This is a genomic window from cyanobacterium endosymbiont of Rhopalodia gibberula (assembly GCF_003574135.1).
Classification (GTDB): domain Bacteria; phylum Cyanobacteriota; class Cyanobacteriia; order Cyanobacteriales; family Microcystaceae; genus Rippkaea.
The window spans coordinates 902,464-916,578 of record NZ_AP018341.1; the positions used below are offsets into that span (position 1 = coordinate 902,464).

At 37.4% G+C, this 14,115-nt stretch carries 11 protein-coding genes, 1 tRNA gene and 2 pseudogenes; 8 read left to right on the forward strand and 6 right to left on the reverse strand.

Annotated elements, in window-relative coordinates:
- Nucleotides 1-302 precede the first annotated feature (302 nt).
- Nucleotides 303-1,091: an SAM hydrolase/SAM-dependent halogenase family protein gene (locus tag RGRSB_RS02880; RefSeq protein WP_119259762.1), complete on the reverse strand. Its 789-nt coding sequence runs from the start codon at nucleotides 1,089-1,091 to the stop codon at nucleotides 303-305.
- A 309-nt stretch (nucleotides 1,092-1,400) separates the two neighbouring features.
- On the opposite strand from RGRSB_RS02880, the pseudogene mazG reads away from it, so the two are divergent.
- Both mazG and lepB read left to right on the forward strand, forming a co-directional pair.
- Nucleotides 1,401-2,232, forward strand: a pseudogene (gene mazG, locus RGRSB_RS02885) (nucleoside triphosphate pyrophosphohydrolase).
- A 37-nt stretch (nucleotides 2,233-2,269) separates the two neighbouring features.
- A complete protein-coding gene (gene lepB / locus RGRSB_RS02890; protein WP_119259763.1) occupies nucleotides 2,270-2,860 on the forward strand; it encodes a signal peptidase I in 591 nt (196 codons plus the stop codon).
- 155 nt (nucleotides 2,861-3,015) lie between these two features.
- Here the strand turns inward: lepB and hypB are convergent, their stop codons facing one another.
- The 3 genes and pseudogenes from hypB to RGRSB_RS02905 form a co-directional block, all read right to left on the reverse strand.
- Nucleotides 3,016-3,879 (reverse strand): hydrogenase nickel incorporation protein HypB, encoded by an 864-nt coding sequence (gene hypB / locus RGRSB_RS02895; RefSeq protein WP_119259764.1) that lies wholly within the window; start codon nucleotides 3,877-3,879, stop codon nucleotides 3,016-3,018.
- Nucleotides 3,870-4,215 (reverse strand): annotated as a pseudogene (gene hypA, locus RGRSB_RS02900) (hydrogenase maturation nickel metallochaperone HypA). Before hypA ends, hypB begins: the two are co-directional and overlap by 10 nt.
- Nucleotides 4,216-4,364: 149 nt before the next feature.
- Nucleotides 4,365-5,414 carry a YheT family hydrolase gene (locus RGRSB_RS02905; RefSeq protein ID WP_119259765.1) on the reverse strand — a complete coding sequence of 350 codons (1,050 nt, stop codon included), beginning with the start codon at nucleotides 5,412-5,414 and terminating at the stop codon, nucleotides 4,365-4,367.
- Nucleotides 5,415-5,610: 196 nt separating this feature from the next.
- On the opposite strand from RGRSB_RS02905, the gene RGRSB_RS02910 reads away from it, so the two are divergent.
- The 4 genes from RGRSB_RS02910 (at nucleotide 5,611) to RGRSB_RS02925 (ending at nucleotide 12,256) form a co-directional block, all read left to right on the forward strand.
- Nucleotides 5,611-6,357, forward strand: coding sequence for a response regulator transcription factor (locus tag RGRSB_RS02910; RefSeq protein ID WP_119259766.1), 747 nt, complete (start codon nucleotides 5,611-5,613; stop codon nucleotides 6,355-6,357).
- Between the two features lie 243 nt (nucleotides 6,358-6,600).
- Nucleotides 6,601-8,328: a DNA mismatch repair endonuclease MutL gene (mutL, locus tag RGRSB_RS02915; RefSeq protein WP_119259767.1), complete on the forward strand. Its 1,728-nt coding sequence runs from the start codon at nucleotides 6,601-6,603 to the stop codon at nucleotides 8,326-8,328.
- Between the two features lie 1,135 nt (nucleotides 8,329-9,463).
- Nucleotides 9,464-11,620, forward strand: a complete 2,157-nt coding sequence (locus tag RGRSB_RS02920) for a polyribonucleotide nucleotidyltransferase (protein WP_119259768.1) — start codon at nucleotides 9,464-9,466, stop codon at nucleotides 11,618-11,620.
- An 81-nt stretch (nucleotides 11,621-11,701) separates the two neighbouring features.
- Nucleotides 11,702-12,256 carry a DUF2808 domain-containing protein gene (locus RGRSB_RS02925; RefSeq protein WP_119259769.1) on the forward strand — a complete coding sequence of 185 codons (555 nt, stop codon included), beginning with the start codon at nucleotides 11,702-11,704 and terminating at the stop codon, nucleotides 12,254-12,256.
- Nucleotides 12,257-12,315: 59 nt separating this feature from the next.
- Here the strand turns inward: RGRSB_RS02925 and RGRSB_RS02930 are convergent.
- Nucleotides 12,316-12,388: transfer RNA gene (locus RGRSB_RS02930), tRNA-His, on the reverse strand.
- 102 nt (nucleotides 12,389-12,490) lie between these two features.
- Here RGRSB_RS02930 and RGRSB_RS02935 point away from each other — a divergent pair.
- Both RGRSB_RS02935 and RGRSB_RS02940 read left to right on the forward strand, forming a co-directional pair.
- On the forward strand, nucleotides 12,491-12,883 hold the full coding sequence (locus RGRSB_RS02935) for a DUF4359 domain-containing protein (RefSeq protein ID WP_119259770.1): 393 nt from the start codon (nucleotides 12,491-12,493) through the stop codon (nucleotides 12,881-12,883).
- A 72-nt stretch (nucleotides 12,884-12,955) separates the two neighbouring features.
- Complete coding sequence (locus RGRSB_RS02940; protein ID WP_119259771.1) at nucleotides 12,956-13,510, forward strand: cofactor assembly of complex C subunit B; 555 nt, start codon at nucleotides 12,956-12,958, stop codon at nucleotides 13,508-13,510.
- A gap of 106 nt (nucleotides 13,511-13,616) precedes the next feature.
- Here RGRSB_RS02940 and RGRSB_RS02945 read toward each other — a convergent pair whose 3' ends face one another.
- Complete coding sequence (locus RGRSB_RS02945) at nucleotides 13,617-13,946, reverse strand: DUF3155 domain-containing protein (RefSeq protein WP_119259772.1); 330 nt, start codon at nucleotides 13,944-13,946, stop codon at nucleotides 13,617-13,619.
- Nucleotides 13,947-14,115: the final 169 nt, after the last annotated feature.

A 14,115-nucleotide genomic window follows, 5' to 3' on the forward strand; every position in this document is an offset into this window, starting at 1 on the left:
AATAGGTTTATTTATTTTAAACAAAGGACTATTTTGCCATCTGTCTGCATATTTTTCTTTTAGAACAAAGACAATTAATACTTGTATTTAGTTTAAAATATTAAATTAAATTAAATTCTAATAAGAATTCGGTTAAACGATAACTTAAATTGTTATTTACTTAGCTTATTTTGTTCTAAAGTAGAGCAAAAATTACTTATAGTATTGAATACTAAATTGAACTTACCTTCTATACTGCTTAACAGTTAGTTAGTATGATTTATTGTAATTTGTTTTTAATAGATATTTTTAATAAGTTACTTCTAGCCTAGAAAAATATTTATCTGATCTCCCCAATTAACTTGTAATTTCTGTTGGGCACTACCGCCATTTACTGCAATTTCTACCCAGCCATGACTACCGATAAAACTGACTAATTCTTCCCGAGATACTTCATTATATGTTAATGCAGTTTTTATCGGTAGTTTTGCTATTTCGACTGACCAGTTATGACCCCTAACTAACTCGCCTAAAATATTAGTAATAAGATTGCCAAAACGATCAATGTATTGAATATAACCATGAACATGGTTAGCTGTTATTATTACTTCCTTAAGGGGAAATTTAATTAAACTATCGGGACTAATAGAAGTTCCTAAAGCGTTAAGAGAAATACCACTAGCTAAATGTGCACCCACAGAAGCAAAAATATCCCTTCCATGAAAAGTTGAACTGGGATCTCCAACTCGCCAATAATTAGGGTTTGTCAACTCTACCGCTGCGATTGCCTCAGATAAACTCAGAACACCTCCAAATAAGCCGTTGTCAGGTCCAACCAAATACCCTTGGGGAAATTGAATCGCAACCCCTCTTCGTCGACTTCCTACCCCTGGATCGATAACCGCAACATATACCGTTCCATTCGGGAAAAAAGGATAAGCATTCATTAAACAAAACCGTCCGGCGGCAATATTCTGGGGGTCGATTTCATGGGCGATATCGATGACAGTTAAATATGGGTTAATACAGTGGATTACCCCTTTGATGATTCCTACATAACCATCTTGTAAGCCAAAGTCAGTTAATAAGGCAATCACAGTCGCATAAGTCATGAGTTATAGCCAGGAATAAAGTTGAATCTGTGTTAAATGTTGGGAACAAAGACTACAAAGCAGTCTACTCATTATCTTTAATAGATTATTATCACTTAACACTAAAGTACTTTTTCTGTTGTTTCAGTATTAAGAAACTGTTCATCAAGTTGTCTTGTTGGTGCGCTACCGCAGAGAAATAAAAGTAGTTTGCTTAGCAAACCTTAAATTTAGGGTTTTGTTTAAAAATAGCCTCTAAGGATTTCTATCTTTACAGAAAGGGACAATCGGGATAAAAATAGATAAGAGGTTATTTATCATTGCTGTTTTATGTCTGCACCCCAGAAAGTGCCTAGTCAGGCTTACGATACGATTTTAGAAGCGTTAAATCGCTTAATCGAGGTAGTAGCTAGACTGCGATCACCTGACGATGGATGTCCCTGGGATCTTGCCCAAACTCCTCAAACCCTCATTCCTTACGTCATTGAAGAAGCTCATGAAGTGGCTTACGCTATCAAAAGTAAAGATAATCAGGCTATTATCGAGGAATTAGGAGATTTATTGTTACAGGTAATATTGCAAGCACAAATTGCTAGCGATGAGGGATATTTCAGTTTAAAAGAAGTTGTTCAAGGAATTACTAATAAACTAATCCGTCGTCATCCTCACGTTTTTGGAGACATAGAGGTCAAAGATAAAGAAGAAGTCCATCAAAATTGGGAAAAAATCAAAGCTCAAGAGAAGGGAGAAACTTTAGAAATGACTCAGTTATTGAGTCGAAAAATCGGTCGCTATAATCAAACTTTACCCCCTTTAATGGCTAGTAATAAAATTTTAGTTAAAGCTGCATCTTCTGGTTTTGAATGGGGGACTGTAGATAGAGTTTGGAAAAAATTAACTGAAGAACTAGAGGGATTTAAACAAGCTTTGGAAGTAGAAGGTAAAGCGAATCAAGAAGCAAAATTAGGGAACTTACTTTTTATTTTAGTTGATATTGCTCGATTGTATGCTATAAGTCCCTCAGAAGCTTTGCAGGAAACCAATGAAAGGTTTATTCAACAGTTATCAATAAATGGAGACTTTTACTGAGTGTTACCTAACAGATTACACTTTAAACAAGTTAGAAATCTTGTGGCATAAAGCAAAAAAACGCTTAGACTAATAATAAACTACTTTTTATAAAAACTATTGAGATTTTTATGAGTTTAGACAGAGACAAAGTAAACAGTTCCACTGATTATGATTCAAAAAAGGAGAAGAATCAAATTTGGAGAGGACTTTTGGAAAACATACAAATTATCATTTTCGCTTTAATTTTATCATTCATTATTCGGACTTTTATTGCTGAACCGCGTTATATTCCGTCTGAGTCTATGTTGCCGACTTTAGAAGAAGGTGATCGCTTGGTAGTGGAAAAAGTTTCTTATTATTTTCATCCTCCCCAAAGAGGTGATGTTATTGTATTCGAACCTCCTAGACAATTGAGATTACAGGGATATAAAAAAGAACAAGCTTTTATTAAAAGGGTTGTTGGCGTCGGAGGAGAAACCGTCGCAGTTGTCGATGGAAAAGTATACATTAACAACCAGTTAATCCCAGAAGATTATATTCTAGAATCTCCTCGTTATAACCTAAAACCTATTACCATTCCCGATAGCCAATTATTTGTTATGGGAGATAATCGAAATAACAGCAACGATTCCCACATCTGGGGGGTTTTACCTAAAGAAAATGTAATTGGCCATGCAGTTTTTAGATTTTTCCCTTTTCAGCGAATTGGTAATGTTTAAATGGTCAATCCTTAAAAGTTTTAGAGGCGATTATTGATGTGAATGAATTCTAAAAAATTTAGGATATAACCCCACTTCAATAATGATTATAAGAGATTTTATTGGTTGCTCTTTATCTCCCGATTTAATCTTAGTATTTAAAGTTAAAGATACCCCTAAGTCTGTGTTAGAGCATTGTCTAGCCAATTATACCAAATAGATAATCCTTCTCCTGTAATTGAAGAAACCTGAAAAATGCAAATATTAGGATTAACTTGTTTGGCATAATCTAAACAGCGATTTACATCAAATTGAAGATAGGGAAGTAGATCAATTTTTGTTAAAATCATTACATTACTTTTTTGAAACATATGGGGGTATTTTATCGGTTTATCTTCTCCTTCTGTTACGGAAAGAATAGCAACTTTAGCATATTCACCCAAATCAAATAATGCTGGACAGACTAAATTTCCTACGTTTTCAATCATTAAAATAGAATTAGCAGGAGGATTTAATTCTGTACAACTTTTTTCTACCATTGCTGCTTCTAGATGACATCCCATCCCTGTATTAATTTGAATAACTTTACATCCTGTCTTTTTAATTTTACGAGCATCATTTGCAGTTTCTTGATCTCCTTCAATTACACTAATCTTTATCCTATCTTTCAAATCTTCAATCGTTCGAGTTAATAGAGTTGTTTTTCCTGAACCTGGAGAACTTACTAAATTTAACGCCAAAATATTATGTTTTTTAAACCAAACTCGATTTTGTGCCGCAATAGAGTCATTTTTTTTTAGAATGTTTTCTTCTAAACTGACGGTTGTGCCGTGTATTTGAGAATGAGTTTGGGATGATTTTGTTCTGGAATGAGAATGGAAATGGGAGTAATGATCTTGGTTATCATGAGAATGGGTAACCATTGTCCCATCATCTAAAATATGAGTATGGTGGTGTCCATCTACTGTTATCGTAACCTCTGCTTCGAGATTAGTGAACCGGACTTGACTATTATCTGAACAACCGCAAGTTACACACATATTTCATCGTACCTCCATTTCTTTGATTTTTAACTCTTGTCCTTGAATAATATCTAACTTAGCACTGCGACAGCAGTCACAACGACCAAAAGGTTGAGAAAGTTTCACTTCTGCCCCACAGTCCTGACATTTTCCTATCCCCGGAACCTCGATAATTTCTAAAGTTGCGCCTTCCAAAACTGTCCCTTGACAACAAATATCGAAACAAAAATGAATTGAGTCAGCCATAATTGTTGAGAGTTGTCCTACTTCCAGAGTAACACGCGTAACTGATAATCCTTCGGCGTGTTCAGCCACAATAGCTACAATATTTTTAGTTATTCCTAATTCATGCATAAACATCCGTAGAAGTTAGGATATTACCATGATAGTACATTTAGCTAACGGATAGTTTTAACTTAATATTTGTTTGTTTTATTTATAAAATTTTAAGTAATTTAGTTATAATCTACAATTAGTATTTGTTTTTCAATAGCTATTTGAACCTAGCTATTTAACAAAAACCAATCTAAAACTCGATTCCAAGCCCACCAAATATCAGGATCATTTGCCAACTTTCGCCCTTGTTCACTGTTTAAATAATGAACATGTCCGCCATATTTAGTCAACAATAGTTGAACTTGATCATTGCCTTTACAGGCTTGATCTAAGTCATAAATAATTGATGGATCAAACATAGGATCATCTGCCGCATAAATAATTAAAGTGGGTTTGGTCAAATGGTTTAGAAAGAAAAGAGGATTACTAGCTTGATAATAGTCTTCTACCGAAAAAAAACCTAATGGTTTAATTATCAATTCTTCATCAAATTTCCAAATACTATCAACCCGCTCAATGGCATTAGGATCTATACTTTGGGGATGGTGTCGATAAATACGCCAAGCTAAATTTTTAAGGTTTTTAGCAATAGACTGTTCGATATATCGTCCTAATGGAGAACGAACTAAATAAAGCAGAGAGCGATTAGTATCAAGATTAGGGCAAATTACTGCCGCCCCTCCAATCTCCGAGGCTTCTAGAGGTAAATCGCTGCCCCAGTCAGATAAAGTTTCGGCAGCTTTAACTCCCCATAAAGCCAATTGTCCCCCCAAAGAATAACCAGTAAACCAAAATGGTGCAGGACATCCCGTCGCTTTTGCTTGCGCTGCAATTCTGACGAAATCTTCTCCCTCATGCAACCCATTAGATGTTAGAGATGGGGATAACTTTGCCGTTTTCCCATGAGCTCGCCAATCAAACAAAACCACAGCATAGTTTCTCGCCCACCCCTTACGCCCTAACAACTTCAAAAACCACTGATTATCTAAGTCTCCCGTGATGCCATAGGTTCCAATAATTGTCCCCTGAGGTTGACCAGAAATGGCAATGCGGACAAATAAAGGAACTCCATTAGCTCCCTTAAAAATATAATCTCGGTAGGAAGGTTCTTGATGATAAATTGTTTTTTCCCAATTACGACTTGATCGCAAAGTTGTATAAATGGTCATCGATAACCCATGTCTTAGCAGAGGCGCGGGATAGAAGCTAGAAGACATAGCTTACAAAATTCTAATTTTTTGGGGCAATCCTAACATCATTTAGAAGATAATTGAAGATTATATCAGCAAAGACTAACAATTTTAGACTCTCTTTCTCAGAATCATGCTTATAATCGGGACAGGATTCTTCATTTTCCGATCGCATTTCTTAGTTAGCCTTTACAATACACGATAGTAATTACTATCTTATGTTATGCCTCGAATACTAGTAATAGACGACGATGCTGCAATTGCTGAATTAGTCTCCATCAATCTGGAGATGGCCGGTTATGATGTTAATCAAGCAGAAGACGGCATTAAGGGACAAGCCTTAGCCGTCCAATTACAGCCAGACCTAATTATGCTTGATCTAATGTTGCCTAAGGTCGATGGTTTCACTGTCTGTCAGCGACTGCGCCGAGACGATCGCACAGCCGATATTCCGGTATTGATGTTAAGTGCTTTAGGACAAACTCAAGATAAAGTAGAAGGATTTAATGCAGGGGCTGATGACTATCTCACCAAACCCTTTGAGGTAGAAGAAATGTTAGCCAGGGTACGGGCGTTGTTACGACGGACTGATCGAATTCCTCAAGCAGCTAAACATTCGGAAATTCTTAATTATGGTCCATTGACCTTGATTCCAGAGCGATTTGAAGCAATTTGGTTTGAGAAAACCGTTAAGTTGACTCATTTGGAATTTGAATTACTTCATTGTCTCTTGCAACGTCATGGACAGACTGTCTCTCCGAGTGAAATTCTTAAAGAAGTTTGGGGATACGATCCCGATGATGACATTGAAACTATTCGGGTTCACATCCGCCACTTAAGGACTAAATTAGAGCCCGATCCTAGACATCCTTGCTATATCAAAACTGTTTATGGTGCGGGTTATTGTCTAGAATTGCCTAGTGCTGAACAACTTATGGAACAACCTGAACCTAATGTAGCTACTGTTTAAGTGGCGTACGATCAGGGACAGATATTTCTGTTGTAAAGCCTTTGGCAACGAGTAAAATGGGGGGTTTATAGCGATAAAATGTCCTAACGTTTATTTGTGAGGGAATTAATTTTATCGTGAGATGATTAGGAAGTCATCAACTTCCCTTCCATAGTGGTAAAAACTTTAAGAATAAATCTTTGGTTTTCAAACTTAAGTCAATAGGAAGTCTAACTTCCGACTTGGCAACTTGACGACTTCTTTATGTCCCCCCCCATTCAACCCTTACCTTCGGATGTTGTTAGCCTCATTGCTGCTGGAGAAGTAATTGACTCTCTGGCTGCAGTAGTGCGGGAGTTGGCTGAAAATGCTCTTGATGCCCAAGCAACTCGCCTAACTATTTCCCTCTTACCAAAAGCATGGCGTATTAAGGTGGCAGATAATGGTGAAGGGATGTCCCTCAATGACTTACGCAACTGTGCTAAACCTCACAGTACCAGTAAAATTGCTCACTTCGATGATTTAGCTAAGATTACTAGTCTAGGATTTCGGGGAGAGGCATTACATAGTTTAGCCAGGGTCTGTGAGTTGGAAATTGCTAGTCGTTATGCTATGGACCCTCAAGGGATGGGATGGCATTTACGTTACGATAACCCAGGAGAACCTCTAACAGAACAACCAACAGCGATCGCCCCGGGAACGATAGTGACTGGATCGAACTTATTTGGAAATATGCCAGTCCGTCGACAAGGTTTACCTTCCCTCTCGCAACAACTGAAAAGAATACAAGCAATTGTTGAAAACCTAGCTTTATGTCATCCTCATGTTAATTGGCACGTCTGGCACAATGAGCGATTGTGGCTTAGTATTAGTCCAGGGAAAACAGCTCAAGATATTTTACCACAACTCCTTAAACAAGTTCATCACCATGATTTACAATTTGTTTCACAACATGTAAAAATTCCCGATAATTATGCTTTCCAATCTTTAGAAAAAGCGCGGTTAATTGATTTACCCTCACCTCCAGTAGAAAAAAATGGATTAGTCGAAGTTACTTTAGGATTGCCTGATCGCTGTCATCGCCGAAGACCTGATTGGGTCAAGGTGGGAATTAATGGGCGTGTCGTTCGATTACCTCAATTAGAACAGACAATTTTAATGACTTTTAGTCGAACTTTACCTAAAGATCGTTTTCCTATTTGTTTTCTCAACCTGAGTATTTCCCCTAATCACATTGATTGGAATCGCCACCCTACTAAGGCTAAAATTTATCTTTATTCCCTCGATTTTTGGCAAAAAAAAATTTCCGAAATTATTGAACAAGGATTACGATTATTTCCTCAAACTCTGTCGATAGCGACTCAAAATCAGCGAGTTGCAAAATTACTTAAATCAGTAGAAAAGAAGGAAAGTCATAACATCATACCTAAAACTTCTAACGAGATCAGATTAATACCTTTGAAGGCGGTGGCACAGGTACGGAATACTTACATTGTAGCTGAACATTCAAGTGGATTATGGTTAATTGAACAACATATTGCACAAGAACGAGTATTGTACGAAAAGTTACAGAGAGACTGGGAATTTATAGGTTTAGAGACCCCTATAATTTTAACAAGAATATCAAATTACCAAGTCGAACAATTACAAAGAATTGGGTTAGAGGTTGAAGGATTTGGTAAGGAAATGTGGGCAGTTCGTACCATTCCTAAAATACTAAGTCAACGGGATGATCGCCTAGATGCTTTAATAGAGTTAAGTTTAGGAGGAGATTTAGAAACAGCGCAAGTAGCGACTGCTTGTCGCAGTGCAATTCGCAATGGAACTCCGATGAATTTATCCCAAATGCAAGACCTTTTAGATAGTTGGAGAACAACCCGAAACCCCCGAACTTGTCCTCACGGTAGGCCAATTTATTTATCCTTAGAAGATTCTTCTTTATCTCGGTTTTTTCGACGTCATTGGGTAATCGGAAAAAGTCATGGAATTTAATAAAGATAGAAGCTAATTTACTTTCCCAGTAAAGTAAATTATAAGTCATAAGTTTAGATTTATAGTTAAGTTTTCTCATCACTAAGTTAAATCTAATTAAGATAATACTTACTTTTTGTATTATTTTTAATAAAAATTTTATATTAATCTGCCTCAAATTGAGTTGTGTTTTTACCATATTTTAACAGTGATTTAAATATTTTTTACTTAAAATATATTTGCTTTTATTTAAACCTGACAAAATTTCTTCTGTATTAACTAGTATTTAAAACCATTTAACCTCTTGCCTGAGAGTTTTTCTTTGACTATCTAATTGAGTGTAAACTTATTTAAGCATGTTAAGTATATCTACTACTGGAGTCATTTTTTATTAATCAATTTATATTATTTTTTACAAAAAAAAATATAAATTGAGCGAGAAATTTCAGTTGAATACCTATCTCTTTTTAAGAGATATCTTTCATGCCATATTTCCGTATAATAGATTTGTCTAATTAGTAAAAAAATAAGCATTAATAAGTATGATTTTTATTGCTTGTATTACCTGTTTTAAAAAATAGTTTCCAATTAGTATTGAAAATATTATTTCAAGTATTACAGAGTGAGGCTATGATTCCTCATTAATATTTATTTTTTTTGGTTATCTAGTATAGTTTTTGGTGTTGCTAATGTAATTATTGCCGTTTTCTATTATGTAGTAATCTTTATTTTAATTCGAAATTACCTGGCATAAGGTAGATAAATTAATAGAAATAATAAAATTACAAAGAAGCATAAAATTACTTATAAATAATTAAAAATTTTAGTTTAAAATATAGGTACACAAAAATAGAATTATTTAATAAAAAATCGTAATTTCTTATTAAATAATTCTATTTTTGACCTAATAATCAAATCAATAATCAAATTAGTAATAGTATTTAAACAACTTACTAAGCACAAGTTAATCTAGTATTTTATAATTTTTTTTTAAAAAAAACATTCGTGTATTAATTTTTTATCAACTTTCGTATCACCATATTTCCTACAATATCAACGTCTAAATATAAGTAACATAGAAATCAGCGAGGGTGAACTAAAAATGTTAGGATTGCTCTAGAAGAAGAAACGTGATAAAAAAAGGAACAAACGCTACATGCAAGAGTTTGATAAGTCAATATCTTTTGACGGACGGGATATTCGGCTCAAGTTGGGACTACTGGCCCCGCAAGCAGGGGGAGCCGTTTTGATCCAGTCAGGAGACACGGCGGTTTTAGTAACTGCAACAAGAACAGTAGGTAGAGAAGGAATCGATTTTCTTCCTCTAACCGTGGATTACGAAGAAAGACTGTATGCCGCAGGGCGTATTCCTGGTGGTTTTTTACGACGAGAAGGTCGTCCCCCCGAAAAAGCTATTCTCATTAGCCGCTTAATTGATCGTCCTCTACGTCCTCTGTGTCCCAACTGGATACGGGACGATATACAAATTATTGCTACGACCCTTTCGATGGATGAAGAAGTTCCTCCCGACGTTCTTGCAGTCACAGGGTCGTCGATTGCGATGATTGCCGCAAACATTCCATTCTTTGGTCCAATGGCCGCCGTTAGAGTGGGGTTGATTGGAGATGATTTTATTATTAATCCCACCTATCGGGAAATAGACACAGGAGACTTAGATCTCGTAGTTGCTGGAAGTCCCGATGGAGTGGTGATGGTCGAAGCGGGAGCTAATCAACTTCCAGAACAAGATATCATTGAAGCAATTGATTTTGGCTATGAAGCAGTTCTGGATCTTATTCAGGCTCAATGGGATGTGATGGAAGCGTTAGGACTCGAATTAACTACCGAGGAACCACCGTCAGTGAATGAAGCGGTTGAAGCATTTATCCGCGAGCACGCCTCGGAATCAATTAAAAAGGTATTAACACAATACGACCTCGATAAAAATAGTCGAGATAAATATCTTGATGAGATTAAAGAAAGCAAAATTGATAAGGTTATCGCCGAATTACCCAAAGAAGACCCAATTAAAGTAGCCACCACTGAAGACCCTAAATCTATAGGAAAATTGTACAAAGATTTGACTAAAAAATTAATGCGTTCTCAGATTATTAATGAGGGAGTTCGCGTTGATGGACGCAAACTTGATGAAGTCCGTCCTATTTCCTCTCAGGTTGGTTTATTACCCCAACGGGTTCATGGAAGTGGTTTATTCAGACGGGGATTAACACAAGTACTATCCCTCGCTACTTTAGGAACCCCAGGGGATGCTCAAGATCTCGCTGATGATCTCCATCCCGAAGACGAAAAACGTTACCTTCATCACTATAATTTTCCTCCTTTCTCTGTAGGGGAAACCAAACCCATGCGCTCTCCTGGCCGCCGAGAAATTGGACATGGCGCTTTGGCAGAACGGGCGATAACCCCTATTCTTCCCCCGAAAGAAGAGTTTCCCTATGTAATCCGTGTGGTATCAGAGGTGCTATCTTCTAATGGTTCTACATCTATGGGATCAGTTTGTGGTTCAACCCTAGCCTTAATGGATGCAGGGGTTCCTATCACAAAACCAGTTAGTGGTGCAGCCATGGGACTCATTAGAGAAGGAAATGAAGTTCGTATCTTGACTGATATTCAAGGAATTGAAGACTTTTTAGGCGATATGGACTTCAAAGTAGCTGGCACTGAGAACGGTATTACTGCCCTACAAATGGATATGAAAATCACTGGACTGCCTATGGAGGTGGTCGCAAAAGCTATTGAACAAGCTCTTCCAGCTCGATTACATATCCTTGATAGAATGTTAACTACCATTGATAAACCCCGTGCGAATCTATCTCCCTATGCTCCTCGTCTACTGACTATGAAAATCGATCCCGATATGATTGGGTTAGTGATCGGACCTGGGGGCAAAACCATTAAAGGTATTACCGAACAAACTGGTTCTAAAATTGATATTGCTGACGATGGAACCGTAACTATTGCGGCACTCGAAGCCGAAAAAGCTGAGAAAGCTAAGCAAATCATTTATAACATGACCCGTAAACTTAATGAAGGTGAAGTTTATGCTGGTCGCGTTACCCGTATTATTCAAATTGGGGCTTTTGTCGAAGTGCTTCCCGGTAAAGAAGGCATGATTCATATTTCTCAATTAGCTGAAGGGCGTGTAGGGAAGGTAGAAGATGAAGTCGCTGTAGGCGATGAAGTCGTAGTTAAAGTACGAGAAATCGATAGCAAAGGCCGCCTTAACTTAACTCGATTGGGCATTCATCCTGATGAAGCAGCAGCAGCCCGTCAAGCGGCAGTTCCTGTCTAAGGAACAATCCTAAATTCTAGTGTGCAGGTCAACGGCAATTGACCTGTACGGGCAAATTAAACCCCAACTTAGATTTCCCCAATGGGCTACATCAATTTTAAACCTATCTTAGAAATAGCAAGTATACTAACCCTTAGTGTTTTCCCTAACCTAGCGATGGAATTAGGGAGTGGAACGACTATGTTTAATAAGTCACCTCGTTTAGTTAATGCAATCACAACATCGAGTGGCATTAGAGTGAAGGGGGCAAAGTATTACTTCACAATTGAGTTGGGAAATGACGTTGGCGAACCCCTTGAAAAATTAACGCTACAACAAGTTCAAACAACCCAAGTTATTAACTATTATTTAGACGAAACCTTTGCTTTTGAGGGAGAACCAATTAATCGAGGCAAGTCTTTAACCATTGCTCGTATAAAGAGAAATTTAGATAATGAAGCTATTACTCTTATCTTTGATAACCCCATTGATCCAGGAACAACTTTTACTGTAGGACTAAAGCCCCAACAAAACCCCGAATTAGCAGGGGTTTATCCATTCAGTTTTATTGCTTATCCGAAAGGAGAAAAACCTCTGGGGTTATATCTTGGACTCGGTAGACTTCGTTTTTACCAACGAGGCAATCATTTCCCCTAAATTAGAAAACACTCACATCCCAGATTGGAACAAGAAGATAAAAAACTGTATATATTCAGGGCGAACGATGGGACTTGAACCCACGAATGGCGGTACCACAAACCGCTGCCTTAACCACTTGGCTACGCTCGCCATGCGTATTTAGGTGTCAGTATAACATACTTTTTGTTTGTTTCATGATCATCGAAATTAAGTTATCCTAATAGTTAAGCAAGTTAAGTAACCAAAAAAGTGATGGAAGCGTTACAATTGGCGAATACCGTCGGAGGAGTTACGTTAGTTGGAATTGGTGTTTTAATGGTGATAACCAATCCAGGACAGAATGACTATGAACACTATGCTACTGATGCCCTCACTGAATATTTAAAACAAGAAGTTTGTCCCAAAGCCCCTCAACAATTAGGAGGCTTCTTACAAAGCTATTGTAAAACCCTAATAGATACAGGACGACCTCAAATTGAACAAGTAATTGCTAAAGAGACTATTCGGCGAAACTATCTTCTGTTCAGTATCTACGAAACTGAATTGTTGTTGCCTTTTCCAGTCCCCAGTTATGAGTTTGGTACAATAGGTGCTTTCCAGAAGTTCTATACATACGAGGTTCAGGAATTCCAGAAAAAGCTCTGAACTATGTATTCCCTAACAGATAACAGTTTATCGTAATCGATCATTCGGATAACTAGCCTACCCCTTAACTTTGTGAATCTTCCTGTTCTTAGCTCCACTTTTTTTCTGACTCTTCTGTTAATGATGGGTCTGTTCTTTTTCATTCGCGCATCTGCTAAAGATCGCACTGAACAAATCAATTTAACCCCACGAGAGTCTGTAGATCAGCTTTTGAGTAAACTACAAGTATATTTTACTCAACGTGCTTATCACATTAGTTCTGTCGATCTTCAACACCAGACTATGACTTTTGAGGGTTTTGTGAGTCCTAGTTGGTTCCTTGCTATCTTTCTGAGTGGGTTAGCGGCCATCGGATTATTTTGTTTTTCTTTGGTTCTATCTTTTTTATATCCCTCGTTGACTTTATTGTTTCTGGGACTAGTTTTTTTGTGTCCAGTAGGTGGACTTTTTTATTGGAAGAAGTCAGGACGTGTCGAAAAAGTCTTGCTCGAGGTTAAAACGATATCAGGGCCTAACCAGTCACAACCAGGTGAGAATATGCAGAGTTTAGTCATAGTAACAGCTCATCGAGACGAACTGGCTCAGCTACAAAAAGTGGACTTTTTGAAATCCGCTTGCAATCCTTAAAAAGAAATTACGGTCGAAACGAAACATTTCCCAATCTACTTGTGTTTAGAGTGGGAAATGGGATGTTAAACTTCATTAGACGAGAGTCAGCAATCTTGCTTGTTTGTTAATGATCACTACCAGCGGTCATCACTGCGGGAACTCTACTCAGCACAGGAGGCTGGAATTCTCGCAAACTGGGAAAGAGAAAATGATTTTCTTCAACGTACTGGGCACCGAACAAACCCTTTTCTGCCCAAAAGTATCTATCCGTTGTGTGCTCGTTTCGTTTTACAATCAGCAAAGCCGGAGGTTGGATCCCGACTGCCCCAATATGCTTCCTCGCGGCTGTTACTGGTTTATCTTCACCACTTTCGATACTATACTGGGGTACAATCTCGAGAATTCTGCGACCTTCTTGACGACGACGACTCTTGCGCTTACGTTTTCTTGCCAACCCGATTACCTCCTATTCTGGATACATGCTGTAATCATAGTTACAAAAGTTGAGGGTATTATATCTGGTTTAACATAGGAAATCAAGAGCCTTTGTTCGCATTTTAGTAGATTTGTTGGAGTAACAAGGCTTCAATAATCAATATATTCCGCTAAACTTAAGGAAAAAT

What these genes read in the sequence shown, in the direction of transcription:
- RGRSB_RS02905 (WP_119259765.1), bottom strand. Translation starts at nt 5,414, where the DNA reads ATGTCTTCTAGCTTCTATCCCGCGCCTCTGCTAAGACATGGGTTATCG.
- hypB (WP_119259764.1), bottom strand. Translation starts at nt 3,879, where the DNA reads ATGTGTGTAACTTGCGGTTGTTCAGATAATAGTCAAGTCCGGTTCACT.
- lepB (WP_119259763.1), top strand. Translation starts at nt 2,270, where the DNA reads ATGAGTTTAGACAGAGACAAAGTAAACAGTTCCACTGATTATGATTCA.
- RGRSB_RS02925 (WP_119259769.1), top strand. Translation starts at nt 11,702, where the DNA reads ATGGGCTACATCAATTTTAAACCTATCTTAGAAATAGCAAGTATACTA.
- RGRSB_RS02880 (WP_119259762.1), bottom strand. Translation starts at nt 1,091, where the DNA reads ATGACTTATGCGACTGTGATTGCCTTATTAACTGACTTTGGCTTACAA.
- RGRSB_RS02920 (WP_119259768.1), top strand. Translation starts at nt 9,464, where the DNA reads ATGCAAGAGTTTGATAAGTCAATATCTTTTGACGGACGGGATATTCGG.
- RGRSB_RS02910 (WP_119259766.1), top strand. Translation starts at nt 5,611, where the DNA reads ATGCCTCGAATACTAGTAATAGACGACGATGCTGCAATTGCTGAATTA.
- mutL (WP_119259767.1), top strand. Translation starts at nt 6,601, where the DNA reads ATGTCCCCCCCCATTCAACCCTTACCTTCGGATGTTGTTAGCCTCATT.
- RGRSB_RS02935 (WP_119259770.1), top strand. Translation starts at nt 12,491, where the DNA reads ATGGAAGCGTTACAATTGGCGAATACCGTCGGAGGAGTTACGTTAGTT.